The 14,713-nt window shown below is 61.6% G+C and carries 10 protein-coding genes and 1 tRNA gene; 7 read left to right on the plus strand and 4 right to left on the minus strand.

Going from position 1 to position 14,713, the window contains the following annotated elements; translation table 11 throughout:
• Positions 1-84 precede the first annotated feature (84 nt).
• The 6 genes from ACQRAJ_RS00005 to ACQRAJ_RS00030 all read left to right on the plus strand — a co-directional run bounded on the left by ACQRAJ_RS00005 (position 85) and on the right by ACQRAJ_RS00030 (position 8,386).
• Positions 85-168, plus strand: a tRNA-Leu gene (locus ACQRAJ_RS00005).
• A gap of 88 nt (positions 169-256) precedes the next feature.
• Positions 257-1,558: a trigger factor gene (gene tig, locus ACQRAJ_RS00010; RefSeq protein ID WP_427747295.1), complete on the plus strand. Its 1,302-nt coding sequence runs from the start codon at positions 257-259 to the stop codon at positions 1,556-1,558.
• Between the two features lie 163 nt (positions 1,559-1,721).
• A complete protein-coding gene (locus ACQRAJ_RS00015) occupies positions 1,722-2,342 on the plus strand; it encodes an ATP-dependent Clp protease proteolytic subunit (RefSeq protein WP_022095182.1) in 621 nt (206 codons plus the stop codon).
• Between the two features lies 1 nt (position 2,343).
• On the plus strand, positions 2,344-3,759 hold the full coding sequence (gene clpX, locus ACQRAJ_RS00020; protein ID WP_427747296.1) for an ATP-dependent Clp protease ATP-binding subunit ClpX: 1,416 nt from the start codon (positions 2,344-2,346) through the stop codon (positions 3,757-3,759).
• A 309-nt stretch (positions 3,760-4,068) separates the two neighbouring features.
• On the plus strand, positions 4,069-6,765 hold the full coding sequence (locus ACQRAJ_RS00025) for a valine--tRNA ligase (protein ID WP_427747297.1): 2,697 nt from the start codon (positions 4,069-4,071) through the stop codon (positions 6,763-6,765).
• A gap of 277 nt (positions 6,766-7,042) precedes the next feature.
• A complete protein-coding gene (locus tag ACQRAJ_RS00030; RefSeq protein ID WP_427747298.1) occupies positions 7,043-8,386 on the plus strand; it encodes a bifunctional folylpolyglutamate synthase/dihydrofolate synthase in 1,344 nt (447 codons plus the stop codon).
• Between the two features lie 239 nt (positions 8,387-8,625).
• Here the strand turns inward: ACQRAJ_RS00030 and ACQRAJ_RS00035 are convergent, their stop codons facing one another.
• The 4 genes from ACQRAJ_RS00035 to ACQRAJ_RS00050 all read right to left on the minus strand — a co-directional run bounded on the left by ACQRAJ_RS00035 (position 8,626) and on the right by ACQRAJ_RS00050 (position 13,477).
• The gene (locus tag ACQRAJ_RS00035; protein ID WP_427747300.1) at positions 8,626-9,714 is read right to left on the minus strand and encodes a M24 family metallopeptidase; all 1,089 of its coding nucleotides are present in this window, start codon (positions 9,712-9,714) and stop codon (positions 8,626-8,628) included.
• Positions 9,715-10,180: 466 nt separating this feature from the next.
• Positions 10,181-10,579 (minus strand): DUF1667 domain-containing protein, encoded by a 399-nt coding sequence (locus ACQRAJ_RS00040; protein WP_427728710.1) that lies wholly within the window; start codon positions 10,577-10,579, stop codon positions 10,181-10,183.
• 2 nt (positions 10,580-10,581) lie between these two features.
• Entirely contained in the window at positions 10,582-12,003 is a 1,422-nt protein-coding gene (locus ACQRAJ_RS00045; protein WP_427747301.1) for an NAD(P)/FAD-dependent oxidoreductase, read from the minus strand.
• Between the two features lies 1 nt (position 12,004).
• Positions 12,005-13,477: an NAD(P)/FAD-dependent oxidoreductase gene (locus ACQRAJ_RS00050; RefSeq protein ID WP_427747303.1), complete on the minus strand. Its 1,473-nt coding sequence runs from the start codon at positions 13,475-13,477 to the stop codon at positions 12,005-12,007.
• Positions 13,478-14,273: 796 nt separating this feature from the next.
• Between ACQRAJ_RS00050 and ACQRAJ_RS00055 the strand changes: the two genes are divergently transcribed.
• Positions 14,274-14,705, plus strand: a complete 432-nt coding sequence (locus tag ACQRAJ_RS00055; protein WP_006234085.1) for a double zinc ribbon domain-containing protein — start codon at positions 14,274-14,276, stop codon at positions 14,703-14,705.
• Positions 14,706-14,713 lie beyond the last annotated feature (8 nt).

The following is a 14,713-nucleotide window of genomic DNA, read 5'->3' on the forward strand; positions in this document are numbered from 1 at the left end:
AACTCGTGGTGAGGTCGTGGGCCTAAAAAGGTGTGCGTGCGCTTGCCGTTCGTATCTGCTATCATTCCTAGTCTGTGCGCTCATGCGGGCGTGGCGGAATTGGTAGACGCGCCAGATTTAGGTTCTGGTGGGATTCCCGTGAAGGTTCGAGTCCTTTCGCCCGCACCAACGCACCTGCGTCGGCCTCGGCCGTCGCGACACTTTGTTGCATAAAGGTACCAGCACCTCAGATAAGCTGGGCAGTATGAGGAGGAACGTGTTGAACATCACCGCTTCTGACGTCAAGGACGCCAAGCTCACCGCTACGGTCACCATCCCGGCCGCCGACGTCGACGCCGCGATCAAGAAGGCCTACAAGGACACCGCCAAGAAGTACCGCTTCCCGGGCTTCCGTGCCGGCAAGGCTCCCCGTCCGGTCATCGACGCTGCTCTTGGCGCCGAAGCCACCCTCGCTCAGGCCACCAACGATCTGATCGCCGCCAACGAGCCCGCCGTCCTCAACGAGCTGGACATCGTCCCCACCAAGAACGGTGACTACAAGGAGCTCGACCTCGCCAAGGATCACGAGGACTACACCTACACCGTCGAGTTCTCTCTGCGTCCTGCCGCCGAGCTCTCCTCCTACGACGCTGTCGAGATCGAGATGCCTCCCGCGGAGGTCACCGAGTCCGAGATCAACAACCAGGTCGAGATGCTCCTCAACTACCGTGCCACCTTCGAGGACGTCGAGGATCGTGCCGTCGAGGCCGAGGACTACGTTACCGTCGACCTCAAGGCCGTCGAGAACGCCGACAACTTCGCTGCCGAGGGCCGCATGCTCATCGCCGGTAGCGACAGCAACCCCAAGGAGTTCAACGAGGCTCTGATCGGTGCTAACGTCGACGACGTCAAGACCGTCACCTGGACCGACGAGGTCGAGGAGGGCATGGAGGCCGAGACCCACACCGTCGAGGTCACCGTCAAGGGCATCAAGGTCCGCAACACCCCCGAGCTCACCGACGAGCTTGTCAAGTCCGACTTTGGCTTCGACAGCATCGACGCTATGCGCGACGCCATCAAGCTCGAGATCGAGCAGGACAAGGCTTCCCGCCTTCCGGCCGAGAAGGAGAACCGTTGCGTCGCCGCTCTCGCCGAGCGTCTGCAGCTCGAGGAGATGGACGCCGACTACGAGCAGTCTGTCTTTGAGGAGCTTGGCCAGAACTTCCTGTCCAACCTCGCTGCCCGCGGCATGACGCTGGACACCTGGCTGCCCGCTTCCGGCCTGACCATGGAGCAGTTCATCGGCGACCTGCACAAGCAGGCCAACGACGTTGCCCGCGAGTCCCTGGCGCTCGACGCCCTCGCCCGTGAGCTCAAGATCGAGGTCACCGAGGACGACGTCAACGCCGAGTTCGAGAAGGCTGGCGTCAAGGACGTCGAGGCTTCCAAGGCCGAGTTCATCGCCGATGGACGCATGCCTGCCGTCCGCGAGTCCATCCGTCGCTCCAAGGCCGTCGACCACCTGGTCGAGAACGCCAAGGTGACCGAGGTCGACGAGACCGCCAAGGACGCCGAGTAATTCTCGCCACCTTTCCCGCGAGCGCATGCAGGCGCCCGTGATGGGGTAAAGTTATAAACCGGTTATTCGGTTGCTTCGTACGGTGCCAGCCAATGCATAGCATGCGGGCACCGTACGTTTATCTAGAACCAATTTGGTCCGCAAGAGAGAAATGGAGATGCGTATGATCGCTAAGTTCGATTCCGCCCTCGTGCCATACGTTATCGAGCAGACGCCGCGCGGCGAGCGCAGCTACGATATCTATTCGCGCCTGCTCAACGACCGCATCATCTTCTTGGGCGAGGAGATCAACTCCGTCAGCGCCAACCTGGTCGTTGCCCAGCTGCTGCATCTTGAGAGCCAGGATGCCGAGAAGGATATCTCGCTCTACATCAATTCGCCCGGTGGCGAGGTCTACTCCGGCCTGGCGATTCTGGACACTATGAACTTTATCAAGCCGCAGGTCTCCACCATTTGCGTCGGTATGGCCGCGTCTATGGCCGCCGTGCTGCTTTCGGCCGGCGCCAAGGGCAAGCGCTTCTGCCTGCCGCACTCCAAGGTCATGATTCACCAGCCCAGTGGCGGTGCCCAGGGTCAGCAGACCGAGATCGAGATCGTGGCCGAGGAGATCAAGAAGACCCGTCGCGAGCTCAACCAGATCTTGTCCGACGCCTCGGGCCAGCCGATCGAGAAGGTCCAGGCCGATACCGAGCGCGACAACTACCTGACCGCTGCCGAGGCGCTTGACTACGGCCTGATCGACCGTATCGTTACCTCGCGCGATCTTGCCGCGAAGGACGCCTAGGATGGCCGGTAACATGCAGGACAACTTTGACGAGAACGGCAACCCCATCCGCTGCTCCTTCTGCGGAAAAGAGCAGGGTCAGGTGCGCCGCCTTGTAAAGGGCCCCACCAACATCTTTATCTGCGACGAGTGCGTTGCCGCCTGCTCCGAGATCTTGGAGGAGTCGCTGGCTTCGGACTTTATGGATGCCGCCTGCAACGGCAAGCTGCCGGGCTTCCTCAACGACCACGGTCAGGCTGCCGGGCAGCCTGCCATGGATCCCGAGGCCGAGGGCTTTGAACTCGAGGACGACGTACGTCAGGTCATCACGCACGTGCCGACCCCGCACGAGATCTATGACGAGCTTTCGGCCTATGTCATGGGTCAGGAAGACGCCAAGCGCGCCATGTCGGTTGCCGTGTACAACCACTACCGTCGCGTGATCGAGGGCGGCGCCGCGCTTTCGGCCTTTGACGAGGCCTCGGGTGCGGGTTCGCGGCTCGACGACGATATGGACGAGGTGGAGCTCGCCAAGTCCAACATCTTGCTGCTCGGTCCCACCGGTACCGGTAAGACCTTGCTCGCCCAGACGCTCGCGCGCATCCTCGAGGTGCCGTTTGCCATCGCCGACGCCACCGCACTCACCGAGGCCGGTTACGTGGGCGAGGACGTGGAGAACATCCTGCTCAAGCTCATCAATGCTGCCGATGGCGATATCGAGCGTGCGCAGGTCGGCATCATCTACGTGGACGAGATCGACAAGATCGCCCGCAAGGCCGAGAACCTCTCCATCACCCGCGACGTTTCGGGCGAGGGCGTTCAGCAGGCGCTGCTTAAGATCCTTGAGGGCACGGTGGCAAGCGTTCCGCCCACCGGCGGCCGCAAGCACCCCCAGCAGGAGCTGCTGCAGATCGACACGACCAATATCTTGTTTATCTGCGGCGGTGCCTTTGTGGGTCTGGACAAGATTATCGCCGATCGCGTGGGCAACAAGGGCGTGGGCTTTAACTCCGAGATCGCCGGCCCCACCTCGGTCGACGAGAACGACCTGCTGCGTCAGGTGCTCCCGCAGGACCTCAACGCCTTTGGTATGATCCCCGAGTTTGTGGGACGTACGCCCGTCGTCACCCAGACACAGGCGCTCGACGAGGACGACCTGGTGTCGATCCTGATCGAGCCAAAGAACGCCGTTGTGCGTCAGTACCGCAAGATGTTCCAGCTCGAGGACGTTGAACTTGAGTTTGAGGACGCCGCCCTGCACGAGATTGCTCGCATGGCGCTTGCCCGCAAGACCGGCGCCCGCGGCCTGCGCTCCATCTGCGAGGACGTGCTGCAGCAGACGATGTTCGACCTGCCGAGCGAGGAAGGAGTCGCCAAGGTCATCGTGACCGAAGCCTCCGTAAAGGGCACCGAGCAGCCCCAGCGCATCTACGGGTAAACCTGCCAAAAAGGAACAGGTTTATTTTGGCAGGTTTTATCAGGGAGAATGACGTTTGCCCATATGAAACCGACCAAAATAAACCTGTCCCTAAATGGTAGGTTTCGCAAATGTGAATTTGAATAGCCTCCGACCACCCGCGGTCGGAGGCTATTTTATATATACGCAATAACCCCAACTACCTGTGTTATTCTGTGTGATTGTTTAAGCCTAAGTGAAGTCATTACAGACTGAAGTAATCGATACCTAAGGGGAGGAATGCAGACCCTGGCGGGCCTCCATTCCTCCCCGGTGGGACGGGAGAGATATATGGAAGAGATGCCCAAAAACTACGATCCGTCGACCAACGAGCCGGCGATCCTGCAGAAGTGGCTCGACGGCGGCTACTACAAGCGCCGTGAGGGCGTGGGCGACTGCACTGTCACCATTCCGCCTCCCAACGTGACCGGCAAGCTCCACATGGGTCACGCCACCGACGATTCCATCCAGGATGCCATCATCCGCATGGCCCGCATGCGCGGCAGGTCCACCCGCTGGGTGCTCGGTACCGACCACGCCGGTATCGCCACGCAGACCAAGGTCGACAAGAAGCTCAAGAGCGAGGGCATCAGCCGCCTGGAGATCGGCCGCGATAAGTTTGTCGACGCCTGCTGGGATTGGACCCACGAGTACGGCGGCATCATCGTCGAGCAGATCAAGCGTATGGGCTGCTCCGTCGACTTTGATAACGAGCGCTTTACCATGGACGAGGACTACGCCCAGGCCGTCCGCAAGGTGTTCTGCGACTGGTACCACGACGGCCTGATCTACCGCGGCAAGCGCATCGTCAACTGGTGCCCCAACTGCACCACCGCCATCTCGGACGACGAGGCCGAGTACAAGGACGAGAAGGGTCACCTGTGGCACCTGCGCTACCCGCTGACCGAGCCGGTCAACGGCCAGGACTACATCGTCGTCGCCACTACGCGCCCCGAGACCATGCTCGGCGACACGGGCGTGGCCGTCTCCCCGAAGGACCCCGAGAAGGCCGCCTTTGTGGGTAAGACCGTCAAGCTCCCCATCGTCGACCGTGAGATCCCCATCTTTGAGGATTGGCATGTCGACGCCAACTTTGGCTCCGGCTTTGTCAAGGTCACCCCGGCCCACGACCCCAACGACTACGCCATGGGTCAGGCCCACGACCTGCCGCAGATCAACATCTTTGACGAGCATGCGGTGGTCGTCGAGGGCTACGGCGAGTTTACCGGCATGACCCGCGAGGAGTGCCGCGAGGCCGTCATCAAGTGGTTTGAGGAGCACGACCTGCTCGATCACGTCGAGGATCACGATCACTCCGTCATGCACTGCTACCGTTGCGACTCCGCACTGGAGCCGTGGCTGTCCGAGCAGTGGTTTGTGGCCGTCGACAAGCTCAAGGGACCGGCGCTCGACGCCGTCAACTCCGGCAAGGTGACCTTCCACCCCGCGCGTTGGACGCAGACCTATACCACCTGGATGGAGAACCTCAAGGACTGGTGCATCAGCCGCCAACTTTGGTGGGGCCACCGTATTCCCGTGTTCTACTGCGAGGACTGCGGCTGGGAGGATGCCCTTACCGAGGACACCGACGTGTGCCCTAAGTGCGGCGGTCATCACGTGCATCAGGACGAGAACGTGCTGGACACCTGGTTCAGCTCGCAGCTGTGGACTTTCGCCACGCAGGGCTGGCCCCAAAAGCCGGAGCTGCTCGAGGGGCATCACCCCACGACGGCACTCGTCACCGCGCGCGACATCATCGCGCTGTGGGTCGCCCGCATGGTCATGAGCTCGCTGTACTTCCTGGACGAGGTGCCGTTTAAGGACGTCGTCATCTACCCGACGATTCTCGCCAAGGACGGCAGCCGCATGTCCAAGTCCAAGGGCAACGGCGTTGACCCCATGGACCTCATTGGCATGTACGGCGCCGACGCCATGCGCTTCAACCTGCTGACGCTCTGCACCAACAACCAGGACGTCAAGTTTGACGCGAACATCGACAAGAAGACCAAGAAGCTTATCGACAGCCCGCGTACCGAGCAGGCTAAGTCGTTTGTGACCAAGATTTGGAACGCCAGCCGCTTCCTGCTTATGAACATGGAGGGCTACACGCCCGGCGAGCCCGTCGTGGAGACGCCGGCCGACGCCTGGATGTTCAGCCGTCTGGCCAAGGCCGTCAAGATGGTCACCGAGGGCATCGAGAACTACACCTTTGGCGACATGGCCCGCGGTGTTCAGCAGTTCTTCTGGAACGAGGTCTGCGACTGGTACGTCGAAGTCACCAAGGCGCGCCTGAAGGGCGAGGGCCGTCTGCAGGCGCAGCGAAACCTGATCTTTGTGCTCGATACCTCTATTCGCCTGATGCACCCGCTCATGCCGTTTGTCACCGAGGAGATCTGGGACAACATGCCGGCGAGCGTGCTCGACCTGGACGCCGAGGGCAACGTGGACCGCGCCGAGGCGCTCATGATCGCCAAGTGGCCCGAGCCTGCCGACTATGTCAAGTATGTCGACGAGGACGCCGAGCGCGCGTTTGAGCTGTGTCGCACCGTTGTTTCTGCCGCCCGTGCCACGCGTTCGCGTTATCGCTTGAGCCCCAAGGCCGAGCTCGACGTGGTCGTGCGTGCCGGTGTCGAGGACATCGAGAAGCTCGAGAGCCTGCGCTCGACCATCGAGCCGCTGGCCAATACCGCCTCGCTGGTCATGGGTACCGATGTTGAGAAGCCGGCCGCGAGCATCGCCGTGGTCGACAGCGGCGTCGAGGTCTTTGTGGTGCTCGAGGGCAAGGTTGACCTTTCGGCCGAGAAGGCACGTCTGGAGAAGGAGATTGCCGCGGCCCAGAAGGAGCTCGCCGGCTGCGAGAAGACGCTCGCCAACGAGGGCTTTGTGGCCAAGGCCGCGCCCGCGGTGGTCCAGAAGAAGAGGGACCGTGCAGCTGAGCTCAAGGAGATCCTGGAGGCGCTGACTGCTCAGGTTGCTGACTTCTCGTAGGGCTTACTGAGGGGCGCGGTTTGGGGCATTGCTCGCTACTGCGGACAGTCCTGCTCGCACGAAGGCCACATTAAGTGGCCTTCGGCTCGTGCGGAACTTGTATCGAGCAAAGCCCCAAACCGCTCCCAGGTCGTTTACGTGGTTGTTTGCAACTGGTGGGTTAGGCCACTTGGCTGTGGCCTTGATTCTGCTGCAAAGCGGTGTTTGGCTGATATTTTGAATGGGAAGGGCTCGTTGTTGATTCGGGCCTCTTTTTATGTTGAGGGGACTTTGGGTTATGGCTAAGCGTTCTGGGTCGTATGTCGTTCCTTTCTCGTTTGATTTGCTTTCGTTTAGTGAGGCTGTGGGGCTTGCTGCCGATACGGGGCGGATTTCTGGGGATGCTGGTCCTCTGCTCGAGACGGTTGTCGATATGCTCGATGAGCTGGGGCGGCCGGACGAGTACTTTGATTGCATTCAGGTTGCCGGTACCAATGGCAAGACTTCGACGGCGCGTTTTTCGGCTGCTATCCTTCGCGGCGAGGGGCTCAAGGCTGCGCTTTATACGTCGCCGCAGCTTGTTCGCTATCCCGAGCGCATGGAGGTCGATGGGCACGTCGTGAGCGATGAGGCGTTTGCCCGTGGCGTTTCTGCTGCTGTTGAGGCGGGGCATCGAGTGAATGCGCGCCGCGTGGTGGCGGGGGAGCGTGCCTATACCATCACGCCGTTTGACCTGCTGACGGCCGCCGCGCTTGTGGTGTTTGCCGAGGCTCGCGTGGATGTCGCCGTGCTCGAGGTCGGCATGGGCGGTCGCTGGGACGCCACGAGCGCGACCGATCCTGTTGCCGTTGCCATCACGGGCATCGGACTCGACCACACGCGCATTCTGGGCGATACGCTCGAGGCCATTGCGGGGGAGAAGGCCGCCGTCATTAAGCCCGGACGCCTGGTTGTGCTGGGCGAGGGCACGCATGAGCCGAGCGTTCAGCGCGTTATGGACACCCGTTGTCGCGAGTGTGGTGTGGTGCCGCTGGTGGTGAGCCACGCCACGACCAAGGTGCCGGCGCATGTGGGCAATACGGTTGAGTTTAGCTGCACCACGCCGCGTGCGATTTATACGTCGAGCATGGTTAAGCCGGCGTATCAGCCGCAGAATGCCGCGTGCGCGATTATGCTCTGCGAGGGGTATCTGGGTCGCGAGCTCGACCACGAGGCGCTTGATGCTTCGCTTATGGGCTGTGCCACGCCGGGCCGTTTTGATGTGTTGGGAACCGACCCGCTCAAGCTGATCGACGCCTGCCATAACCCCCAGAGCTGCGAGAACTTTGTGAGCGCCTTGGACGAGATCGATCCGTGCGTAGAGAATCGCCCCACGTTGCTGTGCGCCGCGCTGGCAGACAAGGACGTGGCGGGTATCGTCGACGTGCTGATCCCGGCCTTCCCGCGCGTGGTCGTCACACAGACCGATTCCGATCGCGCCCTGCCGGCGGAGGAGCTTGCTGCCCTGGTGGATTCCGATAAGCTCGCAGGCGTGTACCCCAGCGTGTCCGAGGCCCTCGCAGCCTTTGAGGCTGCAGGCGAGCCCTTCGTAGCAGCAGGTACCATCACCCTGGCCGGCGAAGTTGCCGGTCTGCTCCGCTAGATCCCTTCCGTAGGGTAGCTAGTTTGCCTGCTCGCCACGAAATGGGCCTATCTACTACGTTTGACCGGCTACCCTCAACCATGCCGAGAATCGCAAAATCAAAACCGCAGGTAGAAGGCTTGCCAATTTTCAAAAAATACCCGCATGGTCGCCCCATGCGGGTTAAACGTAGTAGATAGGCCCATTTCGTGGCGGCATTCATGTGATGCGGCAAAGGGGCTGTCCCTTTGCCGCATTGCCTAGTCTAGGCGGACCGGATCGTGGGGGTAGGCGTTGAGGACCTCGACGCCGCTCTCGGTGACCAGGGCAAGGTCCTCGATGCGGACGCCGGTTCGGCCGGGGAGGTAGATGCCCGGCTCGATGGAAAACGTCATGCCCGGCTCCACGACCTGCTCGTTGACGAGCGAGACGTCGCCCGGCTCGTGGTCTTGCAGGCCGATCGAGTGTCCCAGACGGTGCGTAAAGTACTTGCCATAACCCGCGTCCTCAATCACGTCGCGCGCGGCACGGTCCAGATCGCACATACGCACGCCCGGTGCGATGAGCGCCTCGGCGGCCTCGTTGGCGCGGCGCACGATGTCGTAGATGCGTGCCGTCTCCTCGTCCGGCTCGCCCCAAAAGAACGCGCGCGTCATGTCCGAGCAGTAGTTGCGACGACGCCCGCCAATGTCGAACAGCACCACGTCGCCACGCTTGAGTACCGTATCGTCTGGCTCGTGGTGCGGGTCGCCGGCGTTGGCGCCAAAGCTCACGATGGGCGGAAAGCTAAAGCCCTCGCAATCGTGCTTGCGATACAGGCCAAGCATCTGGTCGGCGATCTCGCGCTCTGTCACGCCTTCGTGGACGAGCTCGATCGCGTCGGCCATCACGGCGTCGTTAGCGGCCGAGGACACGCGCATAAGCTCCTGCTCGGCGGCGTCTTTGTAGGTTCGCGCGGCGGTCACGGCAAAATCGCCTAGGAAGAATTCGCTCGCGGCATGACGATCCATGAGGGGCATCAAGAAGCCGGAGCGCATGACGGTGTCGATGCCGAGCGGTTTGGTCGGATCAACCTCGCGAGCGATGGCGTCGGCCACGACGTCGGTATCGGTGTGGTACGCGACGCGGGCATTGTCATACTCGGGCAACTGATGCAGCGCGTTGACCAAGATCACGGGCTCGCTACCGCGTGCGAGCAGTACGCCGCAAAAACGCTCGAACATATCGGCATAAAAGCCGGTCAGGTAATAAATCGACCACGGGTCGTTTACGAGCAGCTGCGCGCCGGGGTGCTGAGCCTCGAGCGCATCGAGCACGCGTGCCACGCGCTGGTCATCGACATGTGCCATACATCGTCCTTTCGTTAGGTTGCCACCATGGTATCCCCAATGCCAGGGTAGTCAATTTGGGACGGGGCTATTTTAGCTGCGTCAAACATGCGAGCTGATAGGTAAAAGTAGTCAATATGGTCCCGTCCCAAATGGGCTGGTTTCAAAACTATGGCGGATTACGGGGCTGGACCTGTATTACTTGACCATGGGAAAAATCGCGAAATTAAAACCGCAGGTAGAAGGCTTATCAAAAATCGAAAATTGCCGGTATGGGTGGGGGTCTCCGAATCAGCCCCGTAATCCGGCATAGTTATGAAATGGCACTAAAGTAGGCACAAGCTAAATACCGATCCCAAGGCAAGTTGCGGTGGAATAGTTCCTTGATGCCGGGGTTTTGGCGGAAATCGGGAATTATTTCACCGCAATTGAGGAGGGGCGGGGCGGATGCGGGGTAGCTAAAAGAGCACCGTCCCAAACGAGCTGCTTAGGCCGGATCGATGTCCATGCTGGCGATGAGGTCGGTACCGGTGTCTAGGAGGTTGGGGAGGACTACATCGCCCATGCGGATGGGGGCTTTGACCACTAGGCCGCGGATGAGGTCCATGGTCTGGGCATGGAGTTCGAGCGGGATGGCTTCGGCCGTGCGAACGGGCAGCAGTGCCTCGTCGCCGCCTGATACTGCCACGGTGGTAGTGAGGACGCGCATGGGGCAGGTGAGCTCCTGATGTGCGAACTTATCGCCGCGCGGGCAGCTGTTGCCGGTCACGGCGCGCACCGTCGCCACGCGGTCGTCGGCCCCGCGCTCCACTTCCACCGTAAGGAGGCACTCGGATGGGCAGGTGGTGCAGTTGAACTGTAGCGTCTCGATCGCATTTGTGCTCATGGCTATGCCTCCTCGACGGGCTCGACGGAAAGGATAATCTCGCTGGCACCCAGGTCGAGCGCTCGCTGTATCACCTTTGCCGGCAGCGGGAAGCTTTCCATAACGCTCGGTTTAAACGCGCGGACCTTGCCCGTAAGCAGTTCCTCGTCGTCCGCCAGAATGCGCACGCGGGCGGCATCGACCGGCCGGCGCACGCGGAAGTTGAGCCTGGTGAGTGCCACGGCCGTAATGCGTCCCGGCAGCGCGTAGCCGGCAATGTCGGCAGGGGAGACCGTGAGCTGGCAGCCAGCGCCCGTCTCGACATCCGTGCCGGTCCCCAGCGCGTACGTCGCTGCAGCCGCACCGGCACGCTCGGACTCGGCCGTCACGTTATCGGCCAGGTCGTGCACGTGCAGCACGTTGCCGCAGGCAAAGATGCCTGGCACGCCCGTCTGCAGGCTCTGGTCCACCACGGCGCCGCGCGTGCGTGGGTCAAGCTCAACACCCGCGCCTACCGAAAGCTCGTTCTCGGGAATCAAACCTACCGAAAGCAGCAGTGTGTCGCACGGAACGATGCGCTCGGTCCCCGGAATGGGCACCAGATTTTCGTCGACCTGGCTCACCTCGACGGCCTCCACGCGGTCGTGCCCAATCACGCGTGTGACGGTGGTGGACAGGTGCAGCGGAATGCCAAAATCGTCCAGGCAATTCTTTACATTGCGGCGCAGGCCGTTGGCGTATGGCATAAGCTCGTACACGCCCTCGACCGAAATCCCCTCGAGCGTGCAGCGACGCGCCATGATGAGCCCAATGTCGCCCGAGCCTAAAATGACGGCGCGCGAGCCGGGCTTGAGGTTGTCGATGTTGATGTATCGCTGCGCCAGGCCGGCGGTAAACACGCCGGCGGGGCGGCTGCCGGGAATCTTGATCTCGCTGCGCGTGCGCTCGCGACACCCCATGGCAAGGACGACGGCGCGCCCGGTGAGCTGCAACATGCCGGCGGGGCTCATGAGCGTGACGGTGTGTGCCGAGGCATCGCTCGCCGCGCCACTTGCGCCCGTGCCTGCGACTTTTTCCTCGCTTGAGTCGATCCCAATCACCATACTGTCCAGGAACAGTGCGATATCGGTTTCGCGCACCTGGTCGATAAAGCGCTGTGCGTACTCGGGACCGGTCAGTTCCTGCTTAAAGTGTGAGAGGCCAAAGCCCGGGTGGATGCACTGGCGCAGGATGCCGCCCAGGTGCTGTTCGCGCTCCACGATGGCCACGCGCGCTCCGGCCTTGTGTGCGGCAAGTGAGGCCGCCATGCCGGCAGGTCCGCCGCCGATAACGACTACGTCGAACGCCTGCGTCTGCACGGCGCCGGCAGCAATTGATACCCTGTCGGCATCTGTGCAAGTGCACTCGACGCCCGATACCGCACCCATATCGATACTTGTCGCCATCCTAGCGCACCCCCTTCAAAGGTCCCTCAACGAGCCACGAGCCAGTGTCCTCCAGCATCACCTCGCTGGGATCGCAGCCCAGCTCGCGGGCCAGAATCCGCACCACGCGGCTCTGGCAAAAGCCGCTCTGGCACCGACCCATGCCGGCGCGGCAACGGCGTTTGACGCCTTCGACCGAGACCGCACCCGGGCGGCGTCGAATCGCGGCCACGATCTCGGCCTCGGGCACCGTCTCGCAGCGGCAGACAATCTGCCCCCACGCGGGGTCGGACTCAATGAGCTCTTCCTTGCGCGCAAGCGGCGCACGGTCGAAGTCGTCCGGCGCGCGACGAATCGGATCCCAATCGGCCCGCTCGCGCAAAGCAACACCCGCCTCGCGCAGCACCTGCTCCATTCGCTCGGCAATGGCCGGAGCGCTCGCTACGCCCGGCGACTGAATGCCCGCCGCCTGGAACAGCCCCGGCACCACGGCGGACTGTCCAATAAAAAAGTCGTTCGTTCCCTTAATGACCGGACGCCCGCCGGCAAACGCTCGCACCACGCGGCGCGTGTCCAGATCGGGCACCAGCTTGCGCGCGCCGCTCAGCAGCGCGTTTACGTCGCCAGCATAGGTCTGCGTGTCGCCCGCCTCGCGCACAGCGGCCGTCGCGGTAATTACGGTGTTGCCGTGGACGGTGCCCGTAACGATGACGCCCTTGGAAACCGGCGTGGGAACGGGGTAGAGCGGCATGAGCGCGCGCGGCTCCTTGTCCAGCACCACAATGTTGCCCTGGCGCCAGACCATCTGGAACTCCTCGGCGCCCACCATATGCGAGATGTCTGCGGCGCCGTTGCCCGCCGCGTTAATCAAATAGCGGCAGCGCACATCACCGGCCGGTGTCACCAGCGTAAAACGAGCGGTCCCGTCACCGCTCCTGTCGCCAGCGCCGGGAGCTACCTCGATCGTCTCCACCGGTGCGGAGCGCACAAACGTCACGCCGTTGGCGACCGCGTTCTCCATCGCGGCGATGGCGACCTCAAACGGATCGACATAGCCGGTCGAGGGACACCACAGCGCGCACGTGGCCTGGGCGCTGGCGCGCGGCTCCAGCTCGTGGATGCGCTCGGCCCCGATGATCGCCAACTCGGGTACGCCGTTTGCCAGCCCGTTGCTTTGCAGCTGCTCCAGCTGCGCGCGGTCTTGGTCGCTAAAGCCCAGCACCATGGACCCGGTGCGGCAAAACAAAAAGCCCAGCTCCTGGGCCCACGTGCCATATAGCTCGCAGCCGCGGGCGTTGACCTGGGCCTTAACCGTGCCCGGCGCCGGATCGTAGCCGGCGTGCACTAGGCCGCCGTTGGCCTTCGACGCGCCCAGGGCAATGTCGTTGGCCGCCTCGACCACGCAGATGGACAGGTCATAGCGTGCGAGCTGCCGTGCGATGGCGCATCCGGTGATGCCCGCGCCCACAATCGCGATATCAAACGTTTCTGTCACAGTGCCTCCCAGACGAGTTGACAGGCTGTCAATAAGGCTATCCTACGGTGTGCGCATCCCCCGCACAGCGGCAATGCGGCGAACAGCCCCGCTGCATCCGCCAACGGCAGGCGAGGGGAGACTCAGGTCAATCGGTGACCTCGTCTGGCACCCCTGTTGTCAAAGGTTTGTCTCGTTCTGTAACGGTAAGCAGAAGAGTTGGGTCCAAATGTTACAGATCGAGACGTTTGCCAGGCGGGCCCTCTGTTTGTCTTGATTTGTAACAGTAAGAGTAGAAAATCGGTCCTATGTGTTACAGATTGAGATTTAAAGTCAGGGAGAGGTCATCTGTCTCGATCTGTAACATCTTGGGATCGATTTGGGGTCTAGATGTTACAGATTTAGATGAACCCATCAGTCGGTTTCGAATGTCTAAATCTGTAACAGTTAGACCTGTTTTTGCCGAGTTGTTGTTACAGATTGAGATATTGAGATTGGACATTTTCCTTTGTCTTGATCTGTAACAGATAGAAGGGTTTCTGGCCCCTAGTTGTTACAGATTGAGATATTTAACGGAGGGCTCACCGTTCATCTTGATCTGTAACAGTAGGGACTGATTCTGGAGCCAAGATGTTACAGATTGAGATTTAAGTCTGGGAGAGAACGGTTTGTCTAATTTTGTAACATCTGGACCCGGATTCCGCTCTCACCTGTTACAGATTGAGATGTTTCTATCCGCCCATGCCTGCGACCTGCCAAATCGTTAACCCCCGTGTTACACTAACTCGAGTTGTAACTACCCCGAAAGGCCCACCTTATGTCCAAGTACATCTCCGAGCTCATGTCGCCGCAGCTTATGGGCGTCATCTATGCCTTTGTTGGCTTTATCATCGCCCTGTACGTGCTGTCGGTCGTCTATGTGTTTATTGACGCCCGTCGCCGCGGCGCCAGCGCTTACGTGGCATGGGGCATCATTGCCCTCATCCCGTTTGTAGGCCTCATCGCCTACCTGGTCCTGCGCCCGCACTCCTATGCGGCCGACCGCGAGGAGCAGGAGCTGGACATGGCCCTGCGCGAGCGTCAGCTTGCCCAGTACGGCACCTGCCCGCAGTGCGGTGCGCCCATCGAGAAGGACTTTGTGGTCTGCCCGGTGTGCGATACCCAGGTGCGCAACGTGTGCCCCAGCTGCCATCGCCCGCTCGACGCACACTGGAAGGTCTGCCCCTACTGCCGAACTCGCATCCAGTAGCGCATCCA

The organism is Collinsella sp. SGI.184 (assembly GCF_050313415.1).
Lineage (GTDB): Bacteria > Actinomycetota > Coriobacteriia > Coriobacteriales > Coriobacteriaceae > Collinsella.

What these genes read in the sequence shown, in the direction of transcription:
- ACQRAJ_RS00015 (WP_022095182.1), top strand. Translation starts at nt 1,722, where the DNA reads ATGATCGCTAAGTTCGATTCCGCCCTCGTGCCATACGTTATCGAGCAG.
- clpX (WP_427747296.1), top strand. Translation starts at nt 2,344, where the DNA reads ATGGCCGGTAACATGCAGGACAACTTTGACGAGAACGGCAACCCCATC.
- ACQRAJ_RS00025 (WP_427747297.1), top strand. Translation starts at nt 4,069, where the DNA reads ATGGAAGAGATGCCCAAAAACTACGATCCGTCGACCAACGAGCCGGCG.
- ACQRAJ_RS00030 (WP_427747298.1), top strand. Translation starts at nt 7,043, where the DNA reads ATGGCTAAGCGTTCTGGGTCGTATGTCGTTCCTTTCTCGTTTGATTTG.
- ACQRAJ_RS00035 (WP_427747300.1), bottom strand. Translation starts at nt 9,714, where the DNA reads ATGGCACATGTCGATGACCAGCGCGTGGCACGCGTGCTCGATGCGCTC.
- ACQRAJ_RS00040 (WP_427728710.1), bottom strand. Translation starts at nt 10,579, where the DNA reads ATGAGCACAAATGCGATCGAGACGCTACAGTTCAACTGCACCACCTGC.
- ACQRAJ_RS00045 (WP_427747301.1), bottom strand. Translation starts at nt 12,003, where the DNA reads ATGGCGACAAGTATCGATATGGGTGCGGTATCGGGCGTCGAGTGCACT.
- ACQRAJ_RS00055 (WP_006234085.1), top strand. Translation starts at nt 14,274, where the DNA reads ATGTCCAAGTACATCTCCGAGCTCATGTCGCCGCAGCTTATGGGCGTC.